Raw genomic sequence first — 21679 nt, forward strand, 5'->3', positions numbered from 1 at the left:
GGACGGTGCGAATGTGAATCGAATTCGGACCGGCAAGTCGAGGCTATACACGGGTTTCCGACGGCGTCGGTGATCCGCGAATCTTCGGTTGCCCCCATCGAGCAGGGTCGGAAATCACCGGGTGCCGCCACCTGTCGGGGTCGGGAAGATATCGGTGAAGATCAGCGAGTCAGGCTGATCGGCCGATCAACAGTTGGCGAGTTCGGTCGTACGCTCCGTTGCCATGCTGTTCTCGCGCCAGCACAGGAATGTCGGTCCGGTGATCGCCGAATTCTGGCGGTGGTGGCCCGGGGTGCGGCCCAGGGTGGAGGCGGCCATCGCCGACGGCACCTGGTCCGACGACCTCATCGCCGAGGTGAGCGGGCGGGTGAAGGCGATCGACCGGGAACTGGAGTGGGAGTTCGCCCAGGGCACCCGGTCCGGTCACGCGCTTGTCGTCTCGGCCGCCGGAGCGCCCCGGCTGCGGGCGGTCGCCGAACGCTGGCGCCGGGCGGCTCCGGCCGCCGACGACCGGTGGGAGTACCACTCGACCCGGCAGCCCGATCCGACCTCGCTGTCGGCCGCGTTGACCGTCTCCGGGCACGAGATCAAGCTGACCGAGCTGCGGTTCGCCTGCCGGATCGACCCCGATCGGTACGAGGTGGACGTGCTCGTACATCACCCGGACTTCGGCCGGTTGGGTGAACCGGATCGGATGCGGGTGGCGTTCCTGGCCCTGGACTGGCTGCTCGGTGAGGTCGCGGTCGAGCTGTGGGTGGGCGGGGTCGAGGTGAGCACCACGCTGCCGCCCCGTACCGAGTCGGGTGAGGCGCTCACCGCCGTGGTGGCCCAGTTGGCCCGGCGGTTGCGGGAGACGAGCTGGGTGCTGCTCGAACGCGCCCCGGTCGGTGGGAGTCCGCAGACCGCCGCGGTGCGTCATCCGCTCAAGCCGGTCCGTTGGCCGCACCTGGACACCCACCTGGGGGTGGTGGTGCCGTACCGGGCGGCGGAGACCGGGCTGCCGACCGAGACGGCGCTCGTCGCGCTGGAGCGGCTGGAGGAGCAGATCGCGGCGGCTGCGTCGGGCGCGGTGCTGGTCGCCCACGAGAGCTGCGCCGGACGCCGAACCTTCCACCTGTACGCCGAGGCGGGCGCGTCGCCGCTCGGGCCGGTACGGGACGCCGTCCGGGGCTGGGACCAGGGGCGGGTACGGCTGCGGACCCGCTACGACCCGGGCTGGCAGGCGGTCCGCCCACTGTGCCCGTGACCGTTCCCCGGCGCTCCGAGGGTACTTTCCGCCCCGCCGTGGGTAACGTCCCTTTCGAGCGAGCGAGGCGTAAGGTTTGCGCCCAACACGGAGGATGTAGCCATGGCTTCTCTTGGAAAGTGGTGGGCAAGGCTCAGCGCCGTCGTACTCACGGCGAGCCTGGCCGTATTCGTGCCGGTGGCGGCCTGGGCGTCGTCCGGCACCGGTGAGTTGGTGCTGGAGGCGGCACGCCGGCCGCGCCGCAGCGGTATCGGTGCCGGGTTGTTCGGGCTGGTCTGCTGCGGTGTTGTCGTGGTGGCGATCGTGGTGGTGCTGGTGCTGCTGCTCCGTCGCCGGTCCGGCCGCCGCTGATCGGGTCCCGGCCGGCCGGTGCCCGACCCGGCGCCGGCCCGGCCGCTGACCTCAGTCGTCGCCTTCGGACGCTCAGCCGCCGGTGAGGCCTTCGGACGCTCAGCCGCCGGCCAGCGACGCGTTGGCCTCGCTGACGAAGGCCCGCGCCGCCTCCTTGGAGGTCGCCCGGCCGGACTGCGCGCTCTCGGCCACGCTGATCAGGAGGGCACGGACCTTCGCGTGACCTCGGGGCGGCGGCGTCGGGGCGGGTCCGAACCGGTCGACCATCGAGGTCTCGAAGGACGCGGTGAGTTTCATGCTCTGATCGGTCAGCGTGTCCTCGACGTACGAGCGGACGTCGAGGTTCGCGCTCAGACCGCGTTCCGTGCCGAGGATCTGCCCGGCCTCCACGTCGTTCACCAGGAAGTTGATCACGTCCACCACGATTTCCGGGTGGCGGGACCCGCGGAAGGCGGCCCAGTACATCGACGCCCGCGCCCACTGGGCCTTCGGGGCGCCGGGATAGGTGACCAGGCCCAACTCGTCCTGGGTCAACTTCTGCAACTCGGGCAACTGGTTCGACCACATGAAGCTCGTCGCGGCCTTGCCGGTGGCGACCAGTTGGCGGGTGACGTCGCCGCTGTTCGCCTCCGCGGTGACCGCCGCCGACGGGGTGGCCCGATCGGCGCGGGCGTCCCGCCACAGGTCGAACCAGCGGGTCATGTCCGACTCGGTGAAACCGAGCTGCCGTCCCCGGTACAGCTCCTTGCCCTGCGCCCGCAGCCACAGCCAGAGCGCCTTGTAGTCGGCGGAGGGGTCCATCGTCCCGGCGACCTTGCCGTCGGTGGCCTCGGTGACCTGGGCCGCCCAGTCGACGAACTCGTCGTACTCCATGCCGATCCGGGGCTCGGGCAGGTTGTGGCGGCGCAGCAGGCTCTTGTTGTAGATCAGACCGGGGGTGTTCTCGGCCGCGGCGACCGCCATCGTCCGGCCGGCGACCTGGCCGTACTGGGCCAGGCTGGTGGGCAGGCCGGTGAGGTCGAGCCGGTTCTGGCGTACGTGTTCGGTCAGGTCGAGGATGATGCCGCGTTCGGCGTACTCGGTCAGGTAGTTGTCGTCGATCTGGAACAGGTCGGGCGGGTTGCCGCCGGCGGCCTGGCTCGACAGACGGTCGTAGTAGCCGGTGTTGCCCTGCCAGGTGACCTGGAAGGTCACCTCGGGGTGCCGGGACGAGTAGAGCTGGAGCGCCCGCTCGGTCAGCTCGGCGCGCTTCTCGCCGCCCCACCAGAAGATCGAGAGTCGGATCGGGCCCTCGGACGGTGTGTCCCGGGCGCCGTCGCAGGCGGTCAGGGTGCTGCTCAGGAGCAGCCCGAGGGCCAGGGTGGCGGCGGCCAGCGCCCGGCGCCGGGACGGGCGGAAGGCAGGGGGCACGTTCTCTCCCAACGGCGCCGGTCAGAGGCCAATCGGGAACATTTACACAGGTACGGCCACCGGGTGTCAACGGCCGTCCGGTCGAGATCCACAGCCCGGTCAAGTGCCGTCGGCAACGACGCATTGACATGTGTGACCCACCGCCGTAACGCGTGGGACGGGGAGTGGGGTGTGCCCGGTCGCGTACGGTGTCCGGATCTGCGCCCGGTCGCGCCGTTCCTGCCCAGGTCAGAGCCGGTGCGTCGGGTCACGGACGGAGTCGCGTCACACCGGGGCGACGGCGCGTGGGATGCCGCGACCGGGCGTGATGTACTTGCCGGCGTGGAACTGCTGCACTCGGGCAAGGTACGGGACGTCTACGCGGACGGCGATGACCTGATCCTGGTCGCCTCCGACCGGGTGTCGGTCTACGACGCGGTCCTGCCGACGCCGATTCCGGACAAGGGCAAGCTGCTCACCGCGCTGTCGCTGTGGTGGTTCGAGCAGCTCGCCGACATCGTGCCGAACCATGTCATCTCCGCCACCGACGTACCGGCGCAGTGGGCCGGGCGGGCGATCCGGGTCCAGCGGCTGGAGATGGTGCCGGTCGAGTGCATCGCCCGTGGCTACCTGACCGGTCTGGGACTCAAGGAGTACGAGCGCGACGGCTCGGTCTCCGGGGTCGAGCTGCCGCGCGGCCTGGTCGACGCGTCGATCCTGCCCGAGCCGATCTTCACGCCGACGACCAAGGCGCCGATGGGCGAGCACGACGAGTTCATGACCTTCGCCGACGTGGTCGACAAGGTCGGCGCCGAAACCGCCGAGCAACTGCGGCAGATCACCGTTGACGTCTACTGCCGGGGCGCCGAACTGGCCGCCGAGCGGGGCATCCTGGTGGCCGACACCAAGCTCGAGTTCGGGTGGGCGCCGGACGGCACCCTGGTCCTCGCCGACGAGGTGCTCACCTCCGACTCGTCGCGCTTCTGGCCGGCGGAGTCGTACCAGCCGGGACGGGGGCAGTTCTCCCTCGGCAAGCAGTTCGTCCGGGACTGGGCGGTCAGCACCGGCTGGGACAAGAAGCCGCCCGCGCCCGAGGTGCCGGAGGAGATCGTGGCCGCCACCCGCGCCCGCTACGTCGACGTCTACGAACGGCTCACCGGCCGCCAGTGGTAGCCCCCGGCGCAGCCGGAGCGCTTCATGATCCACGCGCGCTCATCTGTTCGTGGGCCGCCCTCGCCGACAGCTAGGCGCGCGTGGATCAAGCTGGCGAGCACCAGTGCAAGATCGTCGGGCCGCCTGGTCTGTGGCGCATGTGTGTGAGGTCAGTCGTCGGTCCAGTTGAGGGTGCGTTCGACGGCCTTGCGCCAGTTGCGTAGTTCCCGGTTGCGGTGATCCGGGTCCATCGCTGGCTGCCACTGGGCATCCTGGCGCCACTGGGCCCGTAGCGTCTCCAGATCGGGCCAGAAGCCGACCGCCAGTCCGGCCGCGTACGCCGCGCCGAGGCAGGTCGTCTCGGTCACCGCCGGCCGGACCACCGGTACGTCCAGGACGTCGGCGACGTACTGCATGAGCAGTTCGTTGCCGGTCATCCCGCCGTCCACCCGCAGGTTGCGCAGCGGCACCGCGGAGTCGGCGTTCATCGCGTCCACCACCTCGCGGGTCTGCCAGGCGGACGCCTCCAGCACCGCCCGGGCCAGGTGCCCCTTGGTGATGTAACCGGTGAGGCCGGCGATCACCCCGCGCGCGTCGCTGCGCCAGTGCGGCGCGAACAGGCCGGAGAACGCCGGTACGACGTAACAGCCGCCGTTGTCCTCGACGGTGCGGGCCAACTCCTCCACCTCCGGGGCGGCGGAGATCAGTCCCAGGTTGTCGCGCAGCCACTGGACCAGTGATCCGGTGACCGCGATCGCCCCCTCCAGGGCGTACGTCGCCGGCTGGTCGCCGATCCGGTACCCGACCGTGGTGAGCAGTCCGTGGCCGGAGACGACGGGCTCGGTGCCGGTGTTGAGTAGCAGGAAGCTGCCGGTCCCGTAGGTGCACTTCGCCTCGCCCGGCTCGAAGCAGGTCTGGCCGAACAGGGCCGCCTGCTGGTCGCCGAGGGCGCTGGCCACCGGTACGCCGTCGAGTACGCCGGTGGCCGTACCGTAGATCTCGGCGGAGGAGCGGACCTGCGGCAGCATCGCCGCGGGAATCCCCATCAGGTCCAGGATCTGCGGGTCCCAGTCCAGGGTGCGCAGGTCCATCAGGAGCGTACGGCTGGCGTTTGTCACGTCGGTGACGTGCTCACCGGTGAGCTTCCAGATCAGCCAGCTCTCCATGGTGCCGAAGAGCACCTCGCCGCGTTCGGCCCGCTCGCGCAGCCCGTCGACCTCGGCCAGCAGCCACATCAGCTTCGGCCCGGCGAAGTACGTGGCCAACGGCAGCCCCGTACGCGCCCGGAACCGGTGCTCTCCGTACGTCTCGTCCAGCCGGCGCAGCAGCGGGACCGTACGGGTGTCCTGCCAGACGATGGCGTTCGCCACCGGTCGTCCGGTGACGCGGTCCCAGACCAGGGTGGTCTCGCGCTGGTTGGTGATGCCGATCGCGGCCAGCCGTTCGGGGCCGATCGAGGCACCGGCGAGGGCCTCCCGGATCGTCCACTCGACGTTCTCCCAGATCTCCTCGGCGTCGTGCTCGACCCAGCCGGGCTGCGGGAAGAACTGCCGGTGCTCGCGCTGTGCCACGGAGATCGGGGTGCCGGTGGCATCGAAGACCATGCACCGGGAGGAGGTGGTGCCCTGGTCGATGGCGGCGACATACTGCTCGGTCACCGCCGCACCGTACCCGGAACGGGCCGGGGTGCGCACCGGCCAGGTCACGCACCGGACGGCGGCCGGGAAACCTAGGATGCGACCGTGCGCGACATCGCCGTCTTCAGCGGAAGTGCCCATCCCGAACTCGCCGCCGAGATCTGTGCTCACCTCGGCGTCCCCCTGCACCCGGTCCGGGTCTCCCGGTTCGCCAACGACTGCCTGGAGGTGCAGCTACAGGCCAACTGCCGGGAGCGGGACGTGTTCCTGATCCAGCCGCTGGTCCCGCCGGTGCAGGAGAACCTGGTCGAGCTGCTGCTCATGCTGGACGCGGCGCGTGGCGCCTCGGCCGGCCGGATCACCGTGGTCCTGCCGCACTACGCGTACGCGCGGTCGGACAAGAAGGACGCTCCCCGGATCAGCATCGGCGCCCGGCTGGTGGCGGACCTGCTGGTGGCGGCCGGCGCCGACCGGGTGCTCGCGCTGACCCTGCACTCGCCGCAGGTGCACGGTTTCTTCAGCGTGCCGGTGGACCACCTGCACGCGCTGCGTGAGCTGGCCGACCACTTCAAGCGCTACGACCTGTCCGAGACCGTGGTCGTCTCGCCCGACCTGGGCAACGCCAAGGAGGCGGCGGCCTTCGCCCGGATGCTCGGGACCCCGGTCGCGGCCGGCGCGAAGCAGCGGTTCAGCGACGACCGGGTGCAGATCAGCGCGGTGATCGGCGACGTGACCGACCGGGACGTGATCGTGCTCGACGACGAGATCGCCAAGGGCAGCACGATGGTCGAGCTGATGGACCACCTGCGGGACCTGAAGGTGCGTTCGATCCGGCTCGCCTGCACCCACGGGCTGTTCTCCGGCGACGCGTTGGAGCGGCTCAGCCAGCAGGACGGCGTACTCGAGGTGGTCTGCACCAACACGGTGCCGATCCCGCAGGCGAAGCGGGTGCCCAAGTTGCAGGTGCTGTCGGTGGCGCCGGCGCTGGCCGAGGCGATGCGGCGGATCCACAACGGGGAGTCGGTCAGCGCGCTGTTCAGCTGACCGCCGCCGGGTCGTCCGGGGGCAGGCTGGCGGTGATCCGTACGGTGGTGCCGGCCGGACCGGTCTGCACCGTGATCTCGTCGCTGAGCCGGCGGGCCAGCCACAGCCCCCAGCCCCCGATGGTGTCCGGCGGGGGTCTACGCCGGTCGTCCAGCCGGTCGGCGTCGATCCCGGTGCCGTGGTCGGAGATCTCGCACCCGATCGTCCCGGGCGCCCGCCAGAGCCGCAGCCAACCCCGGCCCCCGCCGTGCCGTACGGCGTTCGTGATCAGCTCGTTGACGACCAGCACGAAGTCGTCGAGGCGTTCGCCGGTGAGCCCCGACGCCTCGGCGGAGGCGGCGACGGAGTGCCGGACCTCGGTCACCCGGGCGCGGTCGAAGGTCTCGGTGAGCAGTGGGGGTGCGTCGATGGGCACCACCGTACGCGGAGTGCGGGGTGCGGTGCTGGTCATGGTCGGCTCGCCATCGATCGAAAGATGCTTTATGGCATTTCCACCCTACGTCAGGTTATGCCGCAACAGTCGCGCGCCCGACGGTGGCGCCCCACCGGATCGGCTCCCGCCGGGGGCGCTTCAGCGTGTTCACGGGACGTCGGGGGGATCGTCCCGGCCGCGTCGATGTGACATCGTCGGGTTCGTGCCGGAGAGACCGATCGAGCAGCCGGCGAGCGGCTTCCAGGTGCCCCTGTGGCGGGCGATCGCGGTTTTCCGGTTCGCCTCTCTCGGCTACGTCTTCGCCCTGGTGCTGATCAACCTGGGCGAGTACGCCCATCCGGCGGCGGCCGTACCGGTGCTGGCGTCGATGACCGCCTGGACGGTCTTCGCCAGCTACGCGTACGCCCGACCCGCCCGGCGACGCTGGCCGCTGCTCGTCGCCGACCTGCTGGTGGTGATGGCCGTACTCCTGGCCAGTGTCTGGGTCGCCGGGCAGGCCGCGCTCGCCTCGGGGGTACCCACCCTGGCCGTCGCCTGGCAGGGCGGACCGGTGCTCGCCTGGGCGGTCACCGGGGGTCGGCGGCGGGGCGCGATCGCGGCGTTGGTCCTCGGCGGCACGGACCTGCTGATGCGCGACGAGGTCATCCAGGCCACGGTGAACGGCGTGATCCTGATGCTGCTCGCCGGGATCGCCCTCGGGCACGTGGCCCGGCTCGCCGCGATCGCCGAGCAGAGCCTGCAACGGGCGACCGAGTTGGAGGCCGCGACCCGGGAACGGGAACGGCTGGCCCGTGGCATCCACGACTCGGTGCTCCAGGTGCTCGCCCTGGTCCAGCGGCGGGGCGCCCGGCTCGACGGCGAGGCCGGTGAGCTGGCCCGGCTGGCCGGTGAACAGGAGGCGGCCCTGCGGGCGCTGATCGCGACCCCGCCACCGACCCGGGCCGATGACACCGCCGAGGTTCCGGAGGCGGATCTGCGTACGGTCCTCGGCGGGTACGCCTCGACGACGGTCTCGGTGGCGATGCCGGCCACCCCCGTACGGCTGCCCGGTGTGCTGGCCCGTGAGGTCGGGGCGGCGACGGGTGCCGCCCTGGACAACGCCGCCCGGCACGGCGGCGGCCGGGCGTGGGTGCTCGTCGAGGAGGAGGCCGGCGTGGTGACCGTCTCGATCCGCGACGACGGCCCCGGCATTCCGGCCCAGCGGTTGGCGGAGGCCGCGCGGCAGGGACGGCTCGGGGTGGCGCAGTCGATCCGGGGCCGGATCGCGGCCCTCGGCGGCACGGTACGGATCACCACCGGCCCCGGCCAGGGGACCGAGATCGAACTCCGCATCCCGATCGGCTGACCAGTGGGGATCGGCATCGAGGTACGGCTCACGAAAAACGACACCATCTAGGGTGGGGGACATGAGTACGGGCACGCCGATCCGGGTGATGGTGGTCGACGACCATCCGATGTGGCGGGAGGGGGTGGCCCGCGACCTGACCGAGGCCGGTTACGCGGTCGTGGCCACCACCGGTGAGGGCCGCCAGGCGGTCCGGATCGCCGCCGCCGCCCGGCCCGACGTGGTGGTACTCGACCTCCAGTTGCCGGACATCTCCGGTGTCGAGGTGATCGACGGGCTGGTCGGCGCGGTGCCGGGCGTACGGGTTCTGATGCTCTCGGCCAGCGGTGAGCAGCAGAGCGTGCTCGACGCGGTCAAGGCCGGTGCCAGCGGTTACCTGGTCAAGTCGGCCGCCCCGGAGGAGTTCCTGGAGGCGGTACGGCGTACCGCCGCCGGCGACACCGTGTTCACCCCGGGGCTGGCCGGTCTGGTGCTCGGTGAGTACCGCCGGCTCGCCGCGGTCCCCGATCCGGTCGAGGACGACGGCACACCACGGCTCACCGAGCGGGAGACCGAGGTGCTCCGGCTGGTCGCCAAGGGGCTGTCGTACAAGCAGATCGCCGAGCGGCTGGGCCTGTCGCACCGTACGGTGCAGAACCACGTACAGAACACGCTCGGCAAGCTCCAGTTGCACAACCGGGTCGAGTTGACCCGCTACGCCATCGAGCAGGGCCTCGACAACTGAACGACGGACAACCGGCCCGGTTCGTCACGGGTCCGGTGTTCGTCGGAGAGTTGGTCGGTCAGGGCGGTGGCTGGGTCAGGCCGGGTTCCCGGTCGCCGGGCGGCTCGGTCTCGTGGATGGCCAGTTCCTCGGCGGTCGGCCCGCCGCCGGCCGACCCCGCGTCGGCGGCGATCGCGTCGGTCTCGGTGTCGTCGCGGCTGCCCTCGTCCGGCTCCACCAGCCGACCCACGATCGGCTGGGTCGGCCCGCCCAGATTGCCGTGATCGTAGATCGACACCGCGGAGGCCGGGTCCGAGCTGGGGCCTGGATCGATCACGTCCGCGTCGAACTGGGCCTGGGCGGCGGCCTCGTCGCTGTCCGCCTCGCGCGCGATCGCCGGGTCGACCGGTCCGGCGAGCGGGTCGTCGATCGGAGGTTCGGGCTGTTCGCGCCCGATCTTGTAGTCCACCGACTCGCCGTCGAGCTGTTCCTGGGCGGTGTTCCCGAACCGGTCGACCGCCTGCGGCACGTCGGCCGGTAGCGCGGCGGGCTGTGGACCGTCCGCCTCCCGGCCCGTGTTGACGTCGTCCCCGGCGGTCGAGTCGTCGTCGGCGGTGCCGGGCAGGCCCTCGGCCTCCGGGTCGGACAGGGGTACGGGGTAGTCGTCATCACGCATACCGAGGGAACTACCCGTTGCCCCACGGGCATAACCGGCGACCGGTGTCCGGGTGTCCCGGCACCGTGACCGTCTGACTGGTTCGTCCCGACGAACCCGCCCGACCCGTTCCCCGTCCCAATCCATAGTGGACTCCTGGTCGACGAGCGCGGTCGGGCGGTGACGGTGCGGGCGAACCCTGTCGGTGATCGGCACCCGTGTGCCGCGCCGGGCACGACGGGTGCTTCGTGCCGATCCCGCGCCGCGGGTGCGGCACGGGGCGGACGGGGTCGCCGACCGGTTCGGGCGCTCCCGTCCGATCGTCCGGGTACGCCGAGCGCTGGGCGTACCCGGCCGTCGGGGGCCACCGGCCCGAGTTGCAGGTTTCGGCTCCGCCGGGCCCGGTTAACGGGAGACTCTGTTCGAAAGCCTGTTGGCCCAGTCACCCGTTCGGCGTGCCCGCCACCGGGAGACCGCCCCGGCCAGTCTGCCGCTGGTCCGGCCACCCTCGATGGAGGTGACCCGATGCGTGTCGGCCTCGTCCGCGCACACGCTGGCCCACCCGGCCCGTCCAGTACGGCGACCGGTACCCAGCAGCATGTGGCGCGGGTAGCCGCCGAACTCAGCGGCCGGGGTCACGACGTACGGGTCTACGAACGGCGGGAGGATCCGGAGCTGCCGGACACCACCGACGCCGACGGTTACCGGGTGGAGCGGGTGCCGGTCGGCCCGTCGACCCGCGCCCCGACCGCCAGCCTGGTGCCGCACGTCTCCGAGTTCGGGCGCTGGTTGATCGAACACTGGTCCGCCGACTGGGCCCCGGACGTGGTGCACGGCCACTTCTGGATCGGCGGCCTGGCGGCGGCGAACGCCGTACGGGAGACCAGGATTCCGGTCGTACAGACCTTCCACTCGCTCGGTGCCGAGCAACTGCGCCACCTCGGCCGGGAGTACGCCGGACCGGGGGAGCGGATCGCCCTGGAACGCGCGCTGACCCGGGCGGTCGACCTGGCGGTGGCCCAGTCGACCGACGAGGTGGACGAGCTGACCCGGATGGGCCTGGACCGGGCGGCGGTCACGGTGGTCCCCGCCGGTGTCGACGTCGACCGGTTCACCCCCGACGGCGAGGCGGCCCCGCGCGGGCGCCGGTCCCGGATCCTCTCCGTCGGCGGCCTGTCGGCCGGACACGGACAGGAGGACCTGATCCGGGCGCTGCGCCTGGTCGGCGACGCCGAACTGATCATCCTCGGTGGCCCGCCGGGGGACGCGCTCGACCACGATCCCGACGCCCGCCGGATCCGGGAACTGGCGGCGCAGAACGGCGTCGGCGACCGGGTGCTCCTGATCGGTGACGTGCCGCACGTACGGATGCCGGCCTGGTACCGCTCCGCCGACGTGGTCGCCTGCACCCAGCGGTACGCCGCCGCCGGGCGGGTGCCGCTGGAGGCGATGGCGTGCGGGGTGCCGGTCGTCGGCTACGCCCTGGGCGGCATCGCCGACACCGTGGTGGACGAGGTCACCGGACGTCTCGTCCCGGCCGGTGACGTACGCGGGCTCGGGGTGACCCTGCGCCGGCTGCTCACCGACGACGCCCGGCGGTTCGCGTACGGGCACGCGGCGGTGGACCGGGTGCGGTGCAGCTACACCTGGGAACGGACCGCAGGCGCTTTGGAGCGGGTCTACGAGAAGGTGGTACGCCGCCGCAACCCCGACGCCGAGCTGTAGGGCCGGCAGGGGCTACACGGGCACCCGGGGCGGGTGCCGGACGGTGGTGGCGGCGCGCTGGTGCTGCGGTTCGGCGTACCGGGTCAGGCCGACCACCGTGGCGAGGGTGAGCAGGAAACCGAGCCCGGCCAACCACTCCCGCCCCGGCCAGATCCGGTCACCGAGCAGCAGCAGCCCGACCACCGCGGCCGGCAGCGCCCCGGCGGCGTCCATCGCGGCGACCGCGGCGGTCGTCGAACCCCGCTGCATGGCCAGCCCGAGCAGGAGCTGACCGACGATCGAGTGCGCGATCAGCAGGTAGAACAACGGGTCGCGGACGCACGCGGCGAACGACTCCGCCGAGGCCAACGGTCGGGCGGACACCGCCGCCGCGGAGAACGCCAGCCCGGCCAGCGCGCCCAGCGCCACCGAACCCGGCGCGCCGTGCAGGCGTACCGCGAAGAAACCGAGCGCACCGATCAGGCCGAGGGTCGCGACCAGGGCGACCACCGCCGTCGGGCCGAGCGGCCGGGAGTGCGCCGGCCTCGCGGCCAGCACCAGGGCGGTGATCCCGACCAGGAGCAGCACCAGCAGGACCACCTCGGTCACCGGCAGCCGCCAGTTGAGCAGCAGCACCCCGAGCAGCGCGGTGACACCCAGCCCGGCCGCCACCGCGGCCTGGACCAGGAACAGTGGCAGGTCCCGCCGGGCCAGGAAGGCGAGCACGAAACCGAGCACCTGGCAGCCGAGCCCCAGCAGGTACGTCCGCTGGCAGGCCAGGCGCAGCAGCAGACCCGGATCGAAGCTGTGGTGGACGGTGGTCCGCGCGGCGGCCACCGACTGGAGCAGGTTGGCGACACCGTAGGCGATGATCATGCCCGCCAGGAAGCACCAGCCCGCAGAAGCCATCCGGCGAGGATAGAGGTTCCCGCCCCGAGCCGCCGATCGGCCCGCGACGGTGGACAAGGGGCGGGAAGACGCCTAGCCGAGGCGCTGGAGCAGGTCCTCGTGCAGGAGCCCGTTGCTGGCCACGGCGCTGCCCCCGGCCGGACCCGGACGCCCGGCGAGGTCGGTGAAGGTGCCGCCGGCCTCGGTGACGATGGGAATCAGGGCGGCCAGATCCCAGAGCGACAGCTCCGGTTCGACCATGATGTCGACCGCTCCCTCGGCGACCAGCATGTAGCCGTAGAAGTCGCCGTACGCGCGGCTGCGCCACCCACCCTGGATGAGGTCCAGCATCGCCGGCAGGCGCCCGTTCTCGGCCCAACCGTCGAGCGACGAGTAGCAGACGCTCGCGTCGGCGAGTCGCCGTACGCCGGAGACCTTGATCGGGGTGGCCGCGGCGGTGTGCCGCCCGGCGTACGCCCCGTGGCCGGTGGCGGCCCACCAGCGGCGCCCCAGGGCCGGTGCGGACACCAGCCCGACAACCGGCTGGTCCCCCTCCATCAGGGCGATCAGGGTGGCCCAGATCGGCACCCCCCGGACGAAGTTCTTGGTGCCGTCGATCGGATCGATCACCCACTGCCGGGTGCCGGAGCCGGCGGACGGCGCGGCGCTGCCGTACTCCTCGCCGATGACGCCGTCGCGGGGGCGGGTACGGGCCAGGGTGGCCCGGATCGCCCGCTCGACCGCCTGGTCCGCGTCCGTCACCGGGGTCAGGTCCGGCTTCGACTCCACGTGCAGGTCGTGTGCTCGGAACCGGGCCGTCGAGATCGAGTCCGCGGTGTCGGCGAGCACGTGGGCGAGGGACAGATCATCCGCATACCGGGCCATGGCCGGAAAGGTAGCGGAGTTCGGGGGGCGACGCGATCAAGGACCCACCCTCCGCGTGGCGCGGGCCACCCGGTCCGCGTGGGTCGCCGACGACGGGCTACTCGGTCTCGCCGGCCCGGGACGCCAGCAACCGGCGGTACGACGCCAGCCGGCGCGCGTCGGCGTGTCCGGCGGCCACCCAGGCGGGCAGCGCGCACTCGGCGTCGGTGGCGGTGTGCTCGCAGTTGGGCGGGCAGTCCACCGTCCCCTCGACCAGGTCGGCGAAGCCGTGCAGGAGGCTGTCGGCGGAGACGTGGGCGAGCCCGAAGCTCCGGATCCCCGGTGTGTCGATGATCCATCCGGCGCCGACGTCCCTACCGGGCTTGATTTCCTCGCCGCCCGACACGACGCCGGATTCGACCAGCCCCGGCTCGCCGCCGTCCGTCTCACCGCCGGAGGCGTCCGGCTCGGCGTCGATGCCGGAGTCGGGGGCTGCCGCGGTCGGCAGCGGAGGCAGGTGCAGCGCCACGGCACTGGTCGAGGTGTGTCGGCCCCGGCCGACCGCGCTGACCACACCGACCGCGCGGTCGGCGTCCGGGACCAGCCGGTTGACCAGGGTCGACTTGCCCACCCCGGAGTGACCGACCATCACCGACACCCGGTCGCCGAGCAGGCGGCGCAGCTCGGCCAGGTCGGAGTCGGGCCGGACCAGGACGTGCCGCAGGTCCAGCTCGGCGTAGTAGTCGAGCACCTCCTCCGGCCCGGCCAGGTCCGACTTGGTCAGGCAGAGCAGCGGCTCGACGTCCGCGTCGTACGCGGCGACCAGGCACCGGTCGATGAACCCGGTACGCGGTGGCGGGTCGGCCAGCGAGCTGACGATCACGAGCTGGTCGGCGTTGGCCACCACGACCCGTTCGAGCCGGCCCTCGGGGGTGGTGTCGTCGTCGTCGGCGGTACGCCGCAGCACCGACCTGCGTTCGGCGATCCGGACGATCCGGGCCAGCGCCCCGTCCCGGCCGGTGGTCTCCCCGACTAGGAAGACCCGGTCGCCGACCACCACCGACTTGCGGCCCAGTTCCCGGGCCCGCATCGCGGTGACCATGGGGGCGGCGGCCGATCCGTCGTTCGGCCCGTGCCGCCCGTCGTCGTCCTCGGAGAGCACACAGATGTAGCGGCCCCGAGCGACGGTGACCACGAACGCGGGTACGGCGTCGTCGTGCGCGGGCCGGGTGCGGGTACGGGGGCGCGACGAACGGCCCGGCCGGATCCGGACGTCCTCCTCGCGGTACTCCCGCCGTTTGCCGGTCAGCTCAGCCCCCTCGTTCGGTGCCGCGTCCGCGCCCTTCGCGGAGCGGATCGGGGGTCGGCTGTCACGCGTTCTCGTCGCCGGCCACCATCGCTGACCATAGTGCCGGGAACTCCGGCAGGGTTTTCGAGGTACACCCCACGTCGTCCAGTTCGATCCCGGCGACGGTCAGCCCGATCACGGCGGCGGCGTGCGCCATCCGGTGGTCGGCGTAGGTCCGGAAGGTCCCCCCGTGCAGCGGTCGGGGGTGGATCTCCAGGCCGTCGGGGGATTCGACGACGTGCGCGCCGAGGCTGGTCAGCTCGTTGGCCAGGGCGGCCAGCCGGTCGGTCTCGTGGCCCCGGATGTGTCCGACCCCGCGCAGCCGGGACGGGCCGTCCGCCAGGGCCGCGAGCGCGGACAGCACCGGGGTCAGCTCGCTGACGTCGGAGAGGTCCGCGTCGATGCCGCGGATCACCCCGGTGCCGCGTACGGTCAGCCCGTCGGTGTCCAGCGTGACCTCGCCGCCCATCCGGCGCAGCAGCGTACGGAGGGTGTCGACCGGTTGCAGGCTGCTGTGCGGCCAGTCGGTCAGGGTCACCGAGCCGCCGGTGACCAGGGCTGCGGCGAAGAACGGCACCGCACCGGAGAGGTCCGGCTCGATGTCCCAGCCGCGACCGGACAGGCGCCCCGGCTCGACCACCCAGACGTCCGGCGTGGTGTCGTCGACCCCGGCCCCGGCCGCGCGCAGCATCTGCACGGTCATCCGCAGGTGGGGGGCGGACGGGACCGGCGGGCCGACGTGGCGCACGGTGATGCCGTTGGTGAACCGGGGTGCGGCGAGCAGCAACCCCGAGACGAACTGGCTGGAGGCCGAGGCGTCGATGACCACCTCGCCGCCGGCCACCTCGCCGACGCCGTGCACGGTCAGCGGCAGCCGGTCCCCGGGGGCGGCGTCGATCCGTACGCCGATGTGGCGCAGCGCGTCGAGCAGCGGGCCGACCGGGCGGGTCCGGGCGTGCGGGTCGCCGTCGAAGGTGACCGGACCGTGGGCCAGCCCGGCGACGGCCGGTGCGAACCGCATGATGGTGCCGGCCAGGCCGATGTCGACGTGGGCCGGTCCGCGCAGCGGGTTCGGCCGGACCAGCCAGCGTTCCTCGTCGACGGTCGACACCTGGGTGCCGAGGGCGCGCAGCCCGGCGGCCATCAGTTCGGTGTCGCGGGCCCGCAGCGGCCGGCGGAGGGTGGACGAGCCGACCGCGACGGCGCTCAGTACGAGGGCACGCGCGGTCATCGACTTGGACCCGGGCAGGGTGAGCGTCGTCACCACCGGGTCGGTCGCGGTCGGCGCGCTCCACGGCTGGGTGGGACGGGTCGCGGTCAGGTTTGCCACCCGTACATTCTGCCGCGCCGGGTGGCTGCGCCGGACTCGGCGGTCCGGGCGCTCCCGCTTGCCGGGACGGCCGGAATTCGGGTTGATCTCCGCTGGCCGCCCGATTGATCTCGGTGCGGTAGCAGGTTGATCTCGGGGGCGGCCGGCGACCGGCTCCAGGGGCTAGCGTTGGGGTCATGTGTGGGAGGTACGCGACGACCCGCAGCGCGGCTGACCTGAGCCAGCTCTTCGAGTCGTTCGACGAGACGGGCGGCCGGCTCGACGCGGACTACAACGTGGCGCCGACCGATCCGGTGCCGATCGTCCGGATGTCCGCCACCGCCGGCCCGGCCGACGACCGCTCCGCCGGTGCCGACCTCCGGGACCGGGACAACCAGGCCGACCCCGACGTGGCGGATGACCGGGCCGACGGCACCGGCGACGCTCCGGCCGCCCGGCGCCGGGCGCTCTCGGTCGCCCGGTGGGGACTCGTGCCGGCCTGGGCGAAGGACGCCCGGGGCGGCGCTCGCATGATCAACGCTCGGGCGGAGACGGTCGCCACCACCAACGCGTACGCGCGGTCGTTCGCCCGGCGCCGCTGCCTCGTCCCGGCCGACGGCTGGTACGAGTGGGTACGCGGTGACGGCGGCACCAAGCAGCCGTACTTCATGACTCCCGCCGACGGCGGCGTGCTGGCCCTCGCCGGCCTCTGGTCGGTCTGGAAGGGTCCGGACGGCCCACTGTTGAGCTGCAGCGTGATCACCACCGCTGCGGTCGGTGAGCTGGCCGACGTACACGACCGGATGCCGTTGCTGCTCGCGCCGGAGCGCTGGGACGACTGGCTCGACGGCGGGGACTCGGCGGAACGTCTGCTCGCGCCGCCGTCGGCGCAGATGCTCGCCGGAATCGAGATCCGTCCGGTCGGCCGGGGCGTCGGCGACGTCCGCAACGACGGCCCCGAACTCGTCGCCCGGGTCAGCGCACCCCCATTGCGTACGGACCCGGCCGCGCCCGACGAATTGACGCTTTTCTGAGCGTCGCCCGCCACATTGGCGCGTGCTGATTTGCCAGAGTTAGGGGTGAATCGTCGCCCTGGACTTCGCGCAGGTTCCCGGCAAACCCTTGTCTCCGCCCGCAATAGTGCGATAGAACACAGCGCCGGCAGTGGGTACGGATTCGCACCGGGCGGGTGAGGCCCACCGATCATGCCGGTCCCACGGGGGAGGTGGGTGGATGACACGGGCGCGGATGCCACGCCCGCACGAGGTTGCCGCAGCACGGCGTGACCCGCGATTGTTGCGGGCAGTGGCGGAGCGGCAACTTGACGATGCCTGGCGTACCAGGGGCGTATGCCAGAGCGTGGACCCGGAAACATTTTTTCCGGCACCGAGTGAACCGGCCGATGCGGCAGTTGCGCTTTGCCGTACCTGCGATGTCCAGGGGGCCTGTCTGGCCTGGGCGTTGGAGGTGGGCGACTGCCACGGCGTATGGGGCGGCACCACGCCCCGGGAACGCAGGGCCATGCTGGTCGCCTGGCGGGGTCAGGTGCAGCGTGATCCGGACGCGGTGGTGGACGACGGCGGGCCGCCGGTGAGAGACCGGCTGCTGACGCTGGTGCCATTGAGCCGTTGAGCTGACGACCGGGCGGGCCGGCGCGGTTCCGGCGGGGAGCAGAATGACCGGGTGCTCCACGGTGACCAGGTTGTTGATACCCCGAGAGGGCCCGCGCGGGTCGAGGTCGACCCGCCCGACGCCGGCTCGCCCGTCAGTCTGCTGATGCTCGGACATGGTGCAGGCGGTGGCGTGGACGCTCCCGACCTGATCGCTCTGCGTGATCGGGCGGGGGCGTCCGGTGTTCTTGTGGCGCGAATCACCCAGCCGTACCGGGTCGCCGGGCGGCGGGCTCCGGCACCCGCGGGGCACCTCGACGAGGCCTGGACGGCGGTGGTCGCCGTGCTGGCGGATCGGTATCCGGGGCTGCCGCTGGTGGTCGGCGGGCGGTCCAGCGGTGCCCGGGTGGCCTGCCGGACGTCGGTGGCGACCGGTGCGGCCGGAATCGTGGCGCTCGCCTTCCCGCTCCATCCGCCGGGTCGGCCCGAGCGGTCCCGTGCGGCCGAGCTGCTGACCGGGCTGCCCACGCTGGTGCTCAACGGGGATCGGGATCCGTTCGGACTCCCGCCCGCCACCGCCGGGGTGAGCGTGCTCGTACGCCCCGGCGAGGGGCATGACCTGCGCCGGGATCCGGCCGGTACGGCGTCGCTCGCGGTGACCTGGCTGCGGGAGCGGGGTTGGGCCCGCTGACGGGCGTACCAGTGGTCATTCTGACCGGCTGCTGACCCGGAACCGGACCGTTTCCCCGGCCTGGGGAGATCGTTGCTTCTCATGATGCCGGACACCCGAGGGGACAGCAGCAGTACGTAGGACGAGGGCTCGGCATCATCCTCCCAGGCCCTTCCTGGTCCCAGTCGTGGACGGCCCCAGCCACGGGTTGCCGGCCGGGACCAGGGATGGGGCCGGGATCACCGGAATGCCCCACCGGTCGCCCAGCGTTACAACCTCCGGAAGCTACTCAGCGCGAGGGGGTTGACCGGTGCCGACCGAAACACGGAATCCGCAGCGCGCCGAACACCACACGGGCCCACATCGCCCGGTGGGTGCCCGAGGTGTGGGACGAGCGACACGCGAACTGCGCACGGTGAGCACCAGCACGGCCGGAACCCGATCTACGGGCCCCGAATTCCGCGTATCCTCGGCGGGAAAGTCGACTGGTTCCGTGGCGTCGTTGGCGCCGTCGGGGCTGGTCCTGAGCACGTCCCGGCCGTCCGTCTCCGGCCGCTACCGGGACGCGCAACCGAGGCGGGGGGATGTGCGGTTGACACAACCGGACAAGGCGACGGACGAGCGTCGGGCGCGGTTCGAGCGCGACGCCCTGCCGTTCGTCGACCAGCTCTACGCCGCCGGCCTGCGGATGACCCGTAATCCGGCCGATGCGGAGGATCTGGTCCAGGAGACCTTTTTGAAGGCGTATGCGGCCTTCCACCAGTTCGAAGAGGGCACCAACCTCAAGGCCTGGCTCTACCGCATCCTGACCAACACCTACATCAACTCGTACCGGCGCCGGCAGCGTCAGCCGATCCAGGCGCCGACCGAGGAGATCACCGACTGGCAGTTGGCCGAGGCGGAGTCGCACACCTCCAGTGGCCTGCGGTCCGCCGAGACCGAGGCACTGGACCGGTTGCCGGACAGCGACGTCAAGCAGGCGTTGCAGCAGTTGCCGGAGGAATTCAGGCTGGCCGTCTATCTGGCTGATGTCGAGGGCTTCTCCTACAAGGAGGTCGCGGACATCATGGGAACGCCCATCGGTACGGTAATGTCCCGGCTGCACCGGGGTCGGCGCAATCTGCGCAAGCTGCTCGAGCGTTACGCCGCAGACCGGGGCTTCCATGCGGCGGCGACGTCCAAGGACTCCGCCGCAGCCGGCCGGGAGGTGTAGGACCGTGAGTTGCGGTGAACCGCACGAGACCGATTGTCGTGAGGTGCTTGCCGAGGTCTATCTGTACCTCGACCTGGAATGCGCCGACGAGCGACGGAATCTGATTCGCGACCATCTCGACGATTGCACGGGATGCCTGCGCGAGTACGGCATCGAGCAGGAGGTGAAGGCGCTGGTCGCCCGCTGCTGCGGCAACGAGACCGCGCCGACGGAGTTGCGCGAGCGGCTTCGGCTCCGCCTCACCGAGTTGGTCTTCGAGACCGACCAGTCCCGCGAATACCTGCCGGACTGACCCACCCGACCCCGGAGCCTGCCGCCCGGGGGATCGGCCACCCGCCAGACCCGTACGCATCGACGTTGTGGTCCCGCGCGGGCCCTGGTTCAGGGCCCGCCGCGGGACCGCCGAGCATCTCCGCCGGGCGGCGTCGAGCTTCGGTCAGGAGTTGGGGCGCTTGCCGTGGTTGGCGGCGCTCTTCTTCCGAGCCTTCTTCTTGCGAGACTTCTTCGCCATGCTGGCCTCCCGTCGGACAGGTTCTCCCGGGACCGGGAGTTGACCCGATGATGTTAGTCCGCCCCGCCGTGGCCCCGGCGCGGGCCGCCGCATGATTGGATACCGTTCGCAGCAACACCGCGTCGACGAGGGAGGGCCACACCATGGCCGAGGAGATTCGCGCCGAGATGGTGGCGAACGTCTGGAAGGTCGTCGCCACCGCTGGCGACACCGTTTCCGAGGGCGACACGCTGGTGATTCTCGAGTCGATGAAGATGGAGATCCCGGTCATCGCGGAGTCCGACGGCGTGCTCAGCCAGCTCGCGGTCAACGAGGGCGACGTGGTGCAGGACGGTGACCTGATCGCGGTCATCGAATGACGGATCTGCTCGTCCGGCCCGCGGTGTCGGCGGACTTCCCGGTGATCGCCGAGCTGACCGTGGCGGCGTACCGGGCGAGCGGGCAGCTCAACAGCGAGCACGACTACGCCAGCACGCTGAACGACGTTGCCGGGCGGGCGGCCGAGGGCGAGCTGCTGGTCGCCGTCGACACCCGTACCGACCGGGTGGTGGGGTCGGTGCTGTTCGTGCTGCCCGGCACCCCGTACGCGGAGGTCTCAAGCCCCGGTGAGGCGGAGTTCCGGATGCTGGCGGTCGATCCGGCGGCCCAGGGACGGGGCGTCGGCGAGCTGCTCGCCCGGACCTGTCTGACCCGCGCCACCGAGCTGGGTTTCGGTGCCGTGGTGATCTGCGTACGCGACTTCGTGGCGGGCGCCCGGCGCCTCTACGCCCGGCTGGGATTCGTCCGGATCCCCGAGCGGGACTGGGCCCCGGCCGCCGGGGTGGACCTGCTGGCCCTGCGCCTGGAACTGGCCCCGTCGACCGCCCCCACCGCAACCGCCTGACCGTCCTGCCGCCCGGCGGGTCCCGTCGGGCGGTGACGAGCGCCGGTTACGGCGTGCCGTCGATCCGGTCGAGCAGTTCGTGGGCGATCTCCAGCGCGAGTTCGCGCCGCTGCGCGTCGGTGATCTCCGGGCTGCGGATCGCGAACCAACTGCTGTGTACGGCGAACAGCGCGAGCGTGGCCCGCAGCTGTGCGGTCGGTGAGTCCTGTGGCCAGGCCAGCACCGTGGCGAGTTGGAGCAGGCGCTCCCGCATCATCTGCCCGGCCGGCAGGCTCTTGAGCACGGTCTGGTTCTGGTCGAAGAACCGCATCACCGAGTGCCCGGTGCTGCCGAAGAACTCGTCGGCGTAGCGGCTGAGCAGTTCCCGCCGCCGTGCCGCCACGTCGACCGGCGGCTCCGCACCCATTTTGATCAGTCCGTCGAGCCGGTCGAGCCGGTCCTCGACGAAGCTGTTGACGATGTCGTCCTTGCTCTTGAAGTGGTAGTAGAGGGCGGCCTTGGTCACGCCCAGTCGTTCCGCGATCTCGCGCAGCGAGGTCTTCTCGTAGCCCTGCTCGGTGAAGAGCTCCAGCGCGACCGACTGGATGCGGGCCCTGGTGTTGCCTGTGTTCTCAGACACCCGACCCCCGCATGTCGAATTGGCTTGACTGGACCTGGGCGCCAGCTTACCGTACGGCTAGTAAGGGCGCTAGCCGGCCGGCAAGTAAGTTGGTTACAGCTCAGG

At 71.8% G+C, this 21679-nt stretch carries 24 protein-coding genes; 14 read left to right on the forward strand and 10 right to left on the reverse strand.

Annotation, left to right across the window (positions count from 1 at the left end):
- Nucleotides 1-223 precede the first annotated feature (223 nt).
- Both OIE47_RS18285 and OIE47_RS18290 read left to right on the forward strand, forming a co-directional pair.
- A complete protein-coding gene (locus OIE47_RS18285; RefSeq protein WP_326562684.1) occupies nt 224-1246 on the forward strand; it encodes a DUF695 domain-containing protein in 1023 nt (340 codons plus the stop codon).
- Between the two features lie 102 nt (nt 1247-1348).
- A complete protein-coding gene (locus OIE47_RS18290) occupies nt 1349-1597 on the forward strand; it encodes a hypothetical protein (RefSeq protein WP_326562685.1) in 249 nt (82 codons plus the stop codon).
- Nucleotides 1598-1696: 99 nt separating this feature from the next.
- On the opposite strand, the gene OIE47_RS18295 is transcribed toward OIE47_RS18290, so the two are convergent.
- Nucleotides 1697-3007, reverse strand: coding sequence for an ABC transporter substrate-binding protein (locus OIE47_RS18295; protein WP_326562686.1), 1311 nt, complete (start codon nt 3005-3007; stop codon nt 1697-1699).
- A 321-nt stretch (nt 3008-3328) separates the two neighbouring features.
- Between OIE47_RS18295 and OIE47_RS18300 the strand changes: the two genes are divergently transcribed.
- On the forward strand, nt 3329-4159 hold the full coding sequence (locus tag OIE47_RS18300; protein WP_326562687.1) for a phosphoribosylaminoimidazolesuccinocarboxamide synthase: 831 nt from the start codon (nt 3329-3331) through the stop codon (nt 4157-4159).
- Between the two features lie 149 nt (nt 4160-4308).
- Here OIE47_RS18300 and glpK read toward each other — a convergent pair whose 3' ends face one another.
- Nucleotides 4309-5796, reverse strand: a complete 1488-nt coding sequence (gene glpK, locus OIE47_RS18305; RefSeq protein ID WP_326562688.1) for a glycerol kinase GlpK — start codon at nt 5794-5796, stop codon at nt 4309-4311.
- A gap of 84 nt (nt 5797-5880) precedes the next feature.
- On the opposite strand from glpK, the gene OIE47_RS18310 reads away from it, so the two are divergent.
- Nucleotides 5881-6819 carry a ribose-phosphate diphosphokinase gene (locus tag OIE47_RS18310; protein ID WP_326562689.1) on the forward strand — a complete coding sequence of 313 codons (939 nt, stop codon included), beginning with the start codon at nt 5881-5883 and terminating at the stop codon, nt 6817-6819.
- On the opposite strand, the gene OIE47_RS18315 is transcribed toward OIE47_RS18310, so the two are convergent.
- On the reverse strand, nt 6812-7270 hold the full coding sequence (locus OIE47_RS18315) for an ATP-binding protein (RefSeq protein WP_326562690.1): 459 nt from the start codon (nt 7268-7270) through the stop codon (nt 6812-6814). The two genes, OIE47_RS18310 and OIE47_RS18315, sit on opposite strands and share 8 nt — an antisense overlap.
- Nucleotides 7271-7454: 184 nt before the next feature.
- Between OIE47_RS18315 and macS the strand changes: the two genes are divergently transcribed.
- Both macS and OIE47_RS18325 read left to right on the forward strand, forming a co-directional pair.
- On the forward strand, nt 7455-8597 hold the full coding sequence (gene macS, locus OIE47_RS18320) for a MacS family sensor histidine kinase (protein ID WP_326562691.1): 1143 nt from the start codon (nt 7455-7457) through the stop codon (nt 8595-8597).
- A gap of 61 nt (nt 8598-8658) precedes the next feature.
- Nucleotides 8659-9321, forward strand: coding sequence for a response regulator transcription factor (locus tag OIE47_RS18325; RefSeq protein WP_326562692.1), 663 nt, complete (start codon nt 8659-8661; stop codon nt 9319-9321).
- 58 nt (nt 9322-9379) lie between these two features.
- Here the strand turns inward: OIE47_RS18325 and OIE47_RS18330 are convergent, their stop codons facing one another.
- On the reverse strand, nt 9380-9976 hold the full coding sequence (locus OIE47_RS18330) for a DUF5709 domain-containing protein (protein WP_326562693.1): 597 nt from the start codon (nt 9974-9976) through the stop codon (nt 9380-9382).
- 504 nt (nt 9977-10480) lie between these two features.
- Here OIE47_RS18330 and OIE47_RS18335 point away from each other — a divergent pair.
- Complete coding sequence (locus tag OIE47_RS18335) at nt 10481-11680, forward strand: glycosyltransferase (protein WP_326562694.1); 1200 nt, start codon at nt 10481-10483, stop codon at nt 11678-11680.
- 12 nt (nt 11681-11692) lie between these two features.
- On the opposite strand, the gene OIE47_RS18340 is transcribed toward OIE47_RS18335, so the two are convergent.
- From OIE47_RS18340 to aroA, 4 genes are all read right to left on the reverse strand, one after another.
- Nucleotides 11693-12568, reverse strand: a complete 876-nt coding sequence (locus tag OIE47_RS18340) for a hypothetical protein (protein ID WP_326562695.1) — start codon at nt 12566-12568, stop codon at nt 11693-11695.
- A 72-nt stretch (nt 12569-12640) separates the two neighbouring features.
- A complete protein-coding gene (gene hisN / locus OIE47_RS18345) occupies nt 12641-13432 on the reverse strand; it encodes a histidinol-phosphatase (protein WP_326562696.1) in 792 nt (263 codons plus the stop codon).
- Nucleotides 13433-13529: 97 nt separating this feature from the next.
- Nucleotides 13530-14720, reverse strand: a complete 1191-nt coding sequence (rsgA, locus tag OIE47_RS18350) for a ribosome small subunit-dependent GTPase A (protein WP_326563152.1) — start codon at nt 14718-14720, stop codon at nt 13530-13532.
- Between the two features lie 61 nt (nt 14721-14781).
- Entirely contained in the window at nt 14782-16089 is a 1308-nt protein-coding gene (gene aroA, locus OIE47_RS18355) for a 3-phosphoshikimate 1-carboxyvinyltransferase (RefSeq protein ID WP_326562697.1), read from the reverse strand.
- Between the two features lie 176 nt (nt 16090-16265).
- Here aroA and OIE47_RS18360 point away from each other — a divergent pair, with 176 nt between their 5' ends.
- The 5 genes from OIE47_RS18360 to rsrA all read left to right on the forward strand — a co-directional run bounded on the left by OIE47_RS18360 (nt 16266) and on the right by rsrA (nt 19853).
- The gene (locus OIE47_RS18360; protein WP_326562698.1) at nt 16266-17102 is read left to right on the forward strand and encodes an SOS response-associated peptidase; all 837 of its coding nucleotides are present in this window, start codon (nt 16266-16268) and stop codon (nt 17100-17102) included.
- Nucleotides 17103-17301: 199 nt separating this feature from the next.
- Nucleotides 17302-17700, forward strand: a complete 399-nt coding sequence (locus OIE47_RS18365) for a WhiB family transcriptional regulator (RefSeq protein ID WP_326562699.1) — start codon at nt 17302-17304, stop codon at nt 17698-17700.
- Nucleotides 17701-17751: 51 nt separating this feature from the next.
- Nucleotides 17752-18369, forward strand: coding sequence for an alpha/beta hydrolase family protein (locus tag OIE47_RS18370; RefSeq protein WP_326562700.1), 618 nt, complete (start codon nt 17752-17754; stop codon nt 18367-18369).
- Between the two features lie 289 nt (nt 18370-18658).
- Nucleotides 18659-19561 carry a sigma-70 family RNA polymerase sigma factor gene (locus OIE47_RS18375; protein WP_442792118.1) on the forward strand — a complete coding sequence of 301 codons (903 nt, stop codon included), beginning with the start codon at nt 18659-18661 and terminating at the stop codon, nt 19559-19561.
- A gap of 4 nt (nt 19562-19565) precedes the next feature.
- On the forward strand, nt 19566-19853 hold the full coding sequence (rsrA, locus tag OIE47_RS18380) for a mycothiol system anti-sigma-R factor (protein ID WP_326562701.1): 288 nt from the start codon (nt 19566-19568) through the stop codon (nt 19851-19853).
- A gap of 144 nt (nt 19854-19997) precedes the next feature.
- Here rsrA and OIE47_RS38025 read toward each other — a convergent pair whose 3' ends face one another.
- Nucleotides 19998-20072, reverse strand: coding sequence for a 50S ribosomal protein bL37 (locus OIE47_RS38025; protein WP_369814844.1), 75 nt, complete (start codon nt 20070-20072; stop codon nt 19998-20000).
- A gap of 143 nt (nt 20073-20215) precedes the next feature.
- On the opposite strand from OIE47_RS38025, the gene OIE47_RS18385 reads away from it, so the two are divergent.
- Together OIE47_RS18385 and OIE47_RS18390 are read left to right on the forward strand one after the other, a co-directional pair.
- Nucleotides 20216-20431: a biotin/lipoyl-binding carrier protein gene (locus tag OIE47_RS18385; RefSeq protein ID WP_326562702.1), complete on the forward strand. Its 216-nt coding sequence runs from the start codon at nt 20216-20218 to the stop codon at nt 20429-20431.
- A complete protein-coding gene (locus OIE47_RS18390) occupies nt 20428-20955 on the forward strand; it encodes a GNAT family N-acetyltransferase (RefSeq protein ID WP_326562703.1) in 528 nt (175 codons plus the stop codon). Before OIE47_RS18385 ends, OIE47_RS18390 begins: the two co-directional genes overlap by 4 nt.
- Nucleotides 20956-21001: 46 nt before the next feature.
- On the opposite strand, the gene OIE47_RS18395 is transcribed toward OIE47_RS18390, so the two are convergent.
- Nucleotides 21002-21574, reverse strand: coding sequence for a TetR/AcrR family transcriptional regulator (locus OIE47_RS18395; RefSeq protein ID WP_326562704.1), 573 nt, complete (start codon nt 21572-21574; stop codon nt 21002-21004).
- Between the last annotated feature and the right edge of the window lie 105 nt (nt 21575-21679).

The sequence above is a fragment of the Micromonospora sp. NBC_01796 genome, from assembly GCF_035917455.1.
Lineage (GTDB): Bacteria > Actinomycetota > Actinomycetes > Mycobacteriales > Micromonosporaceae > Micromonospora_G.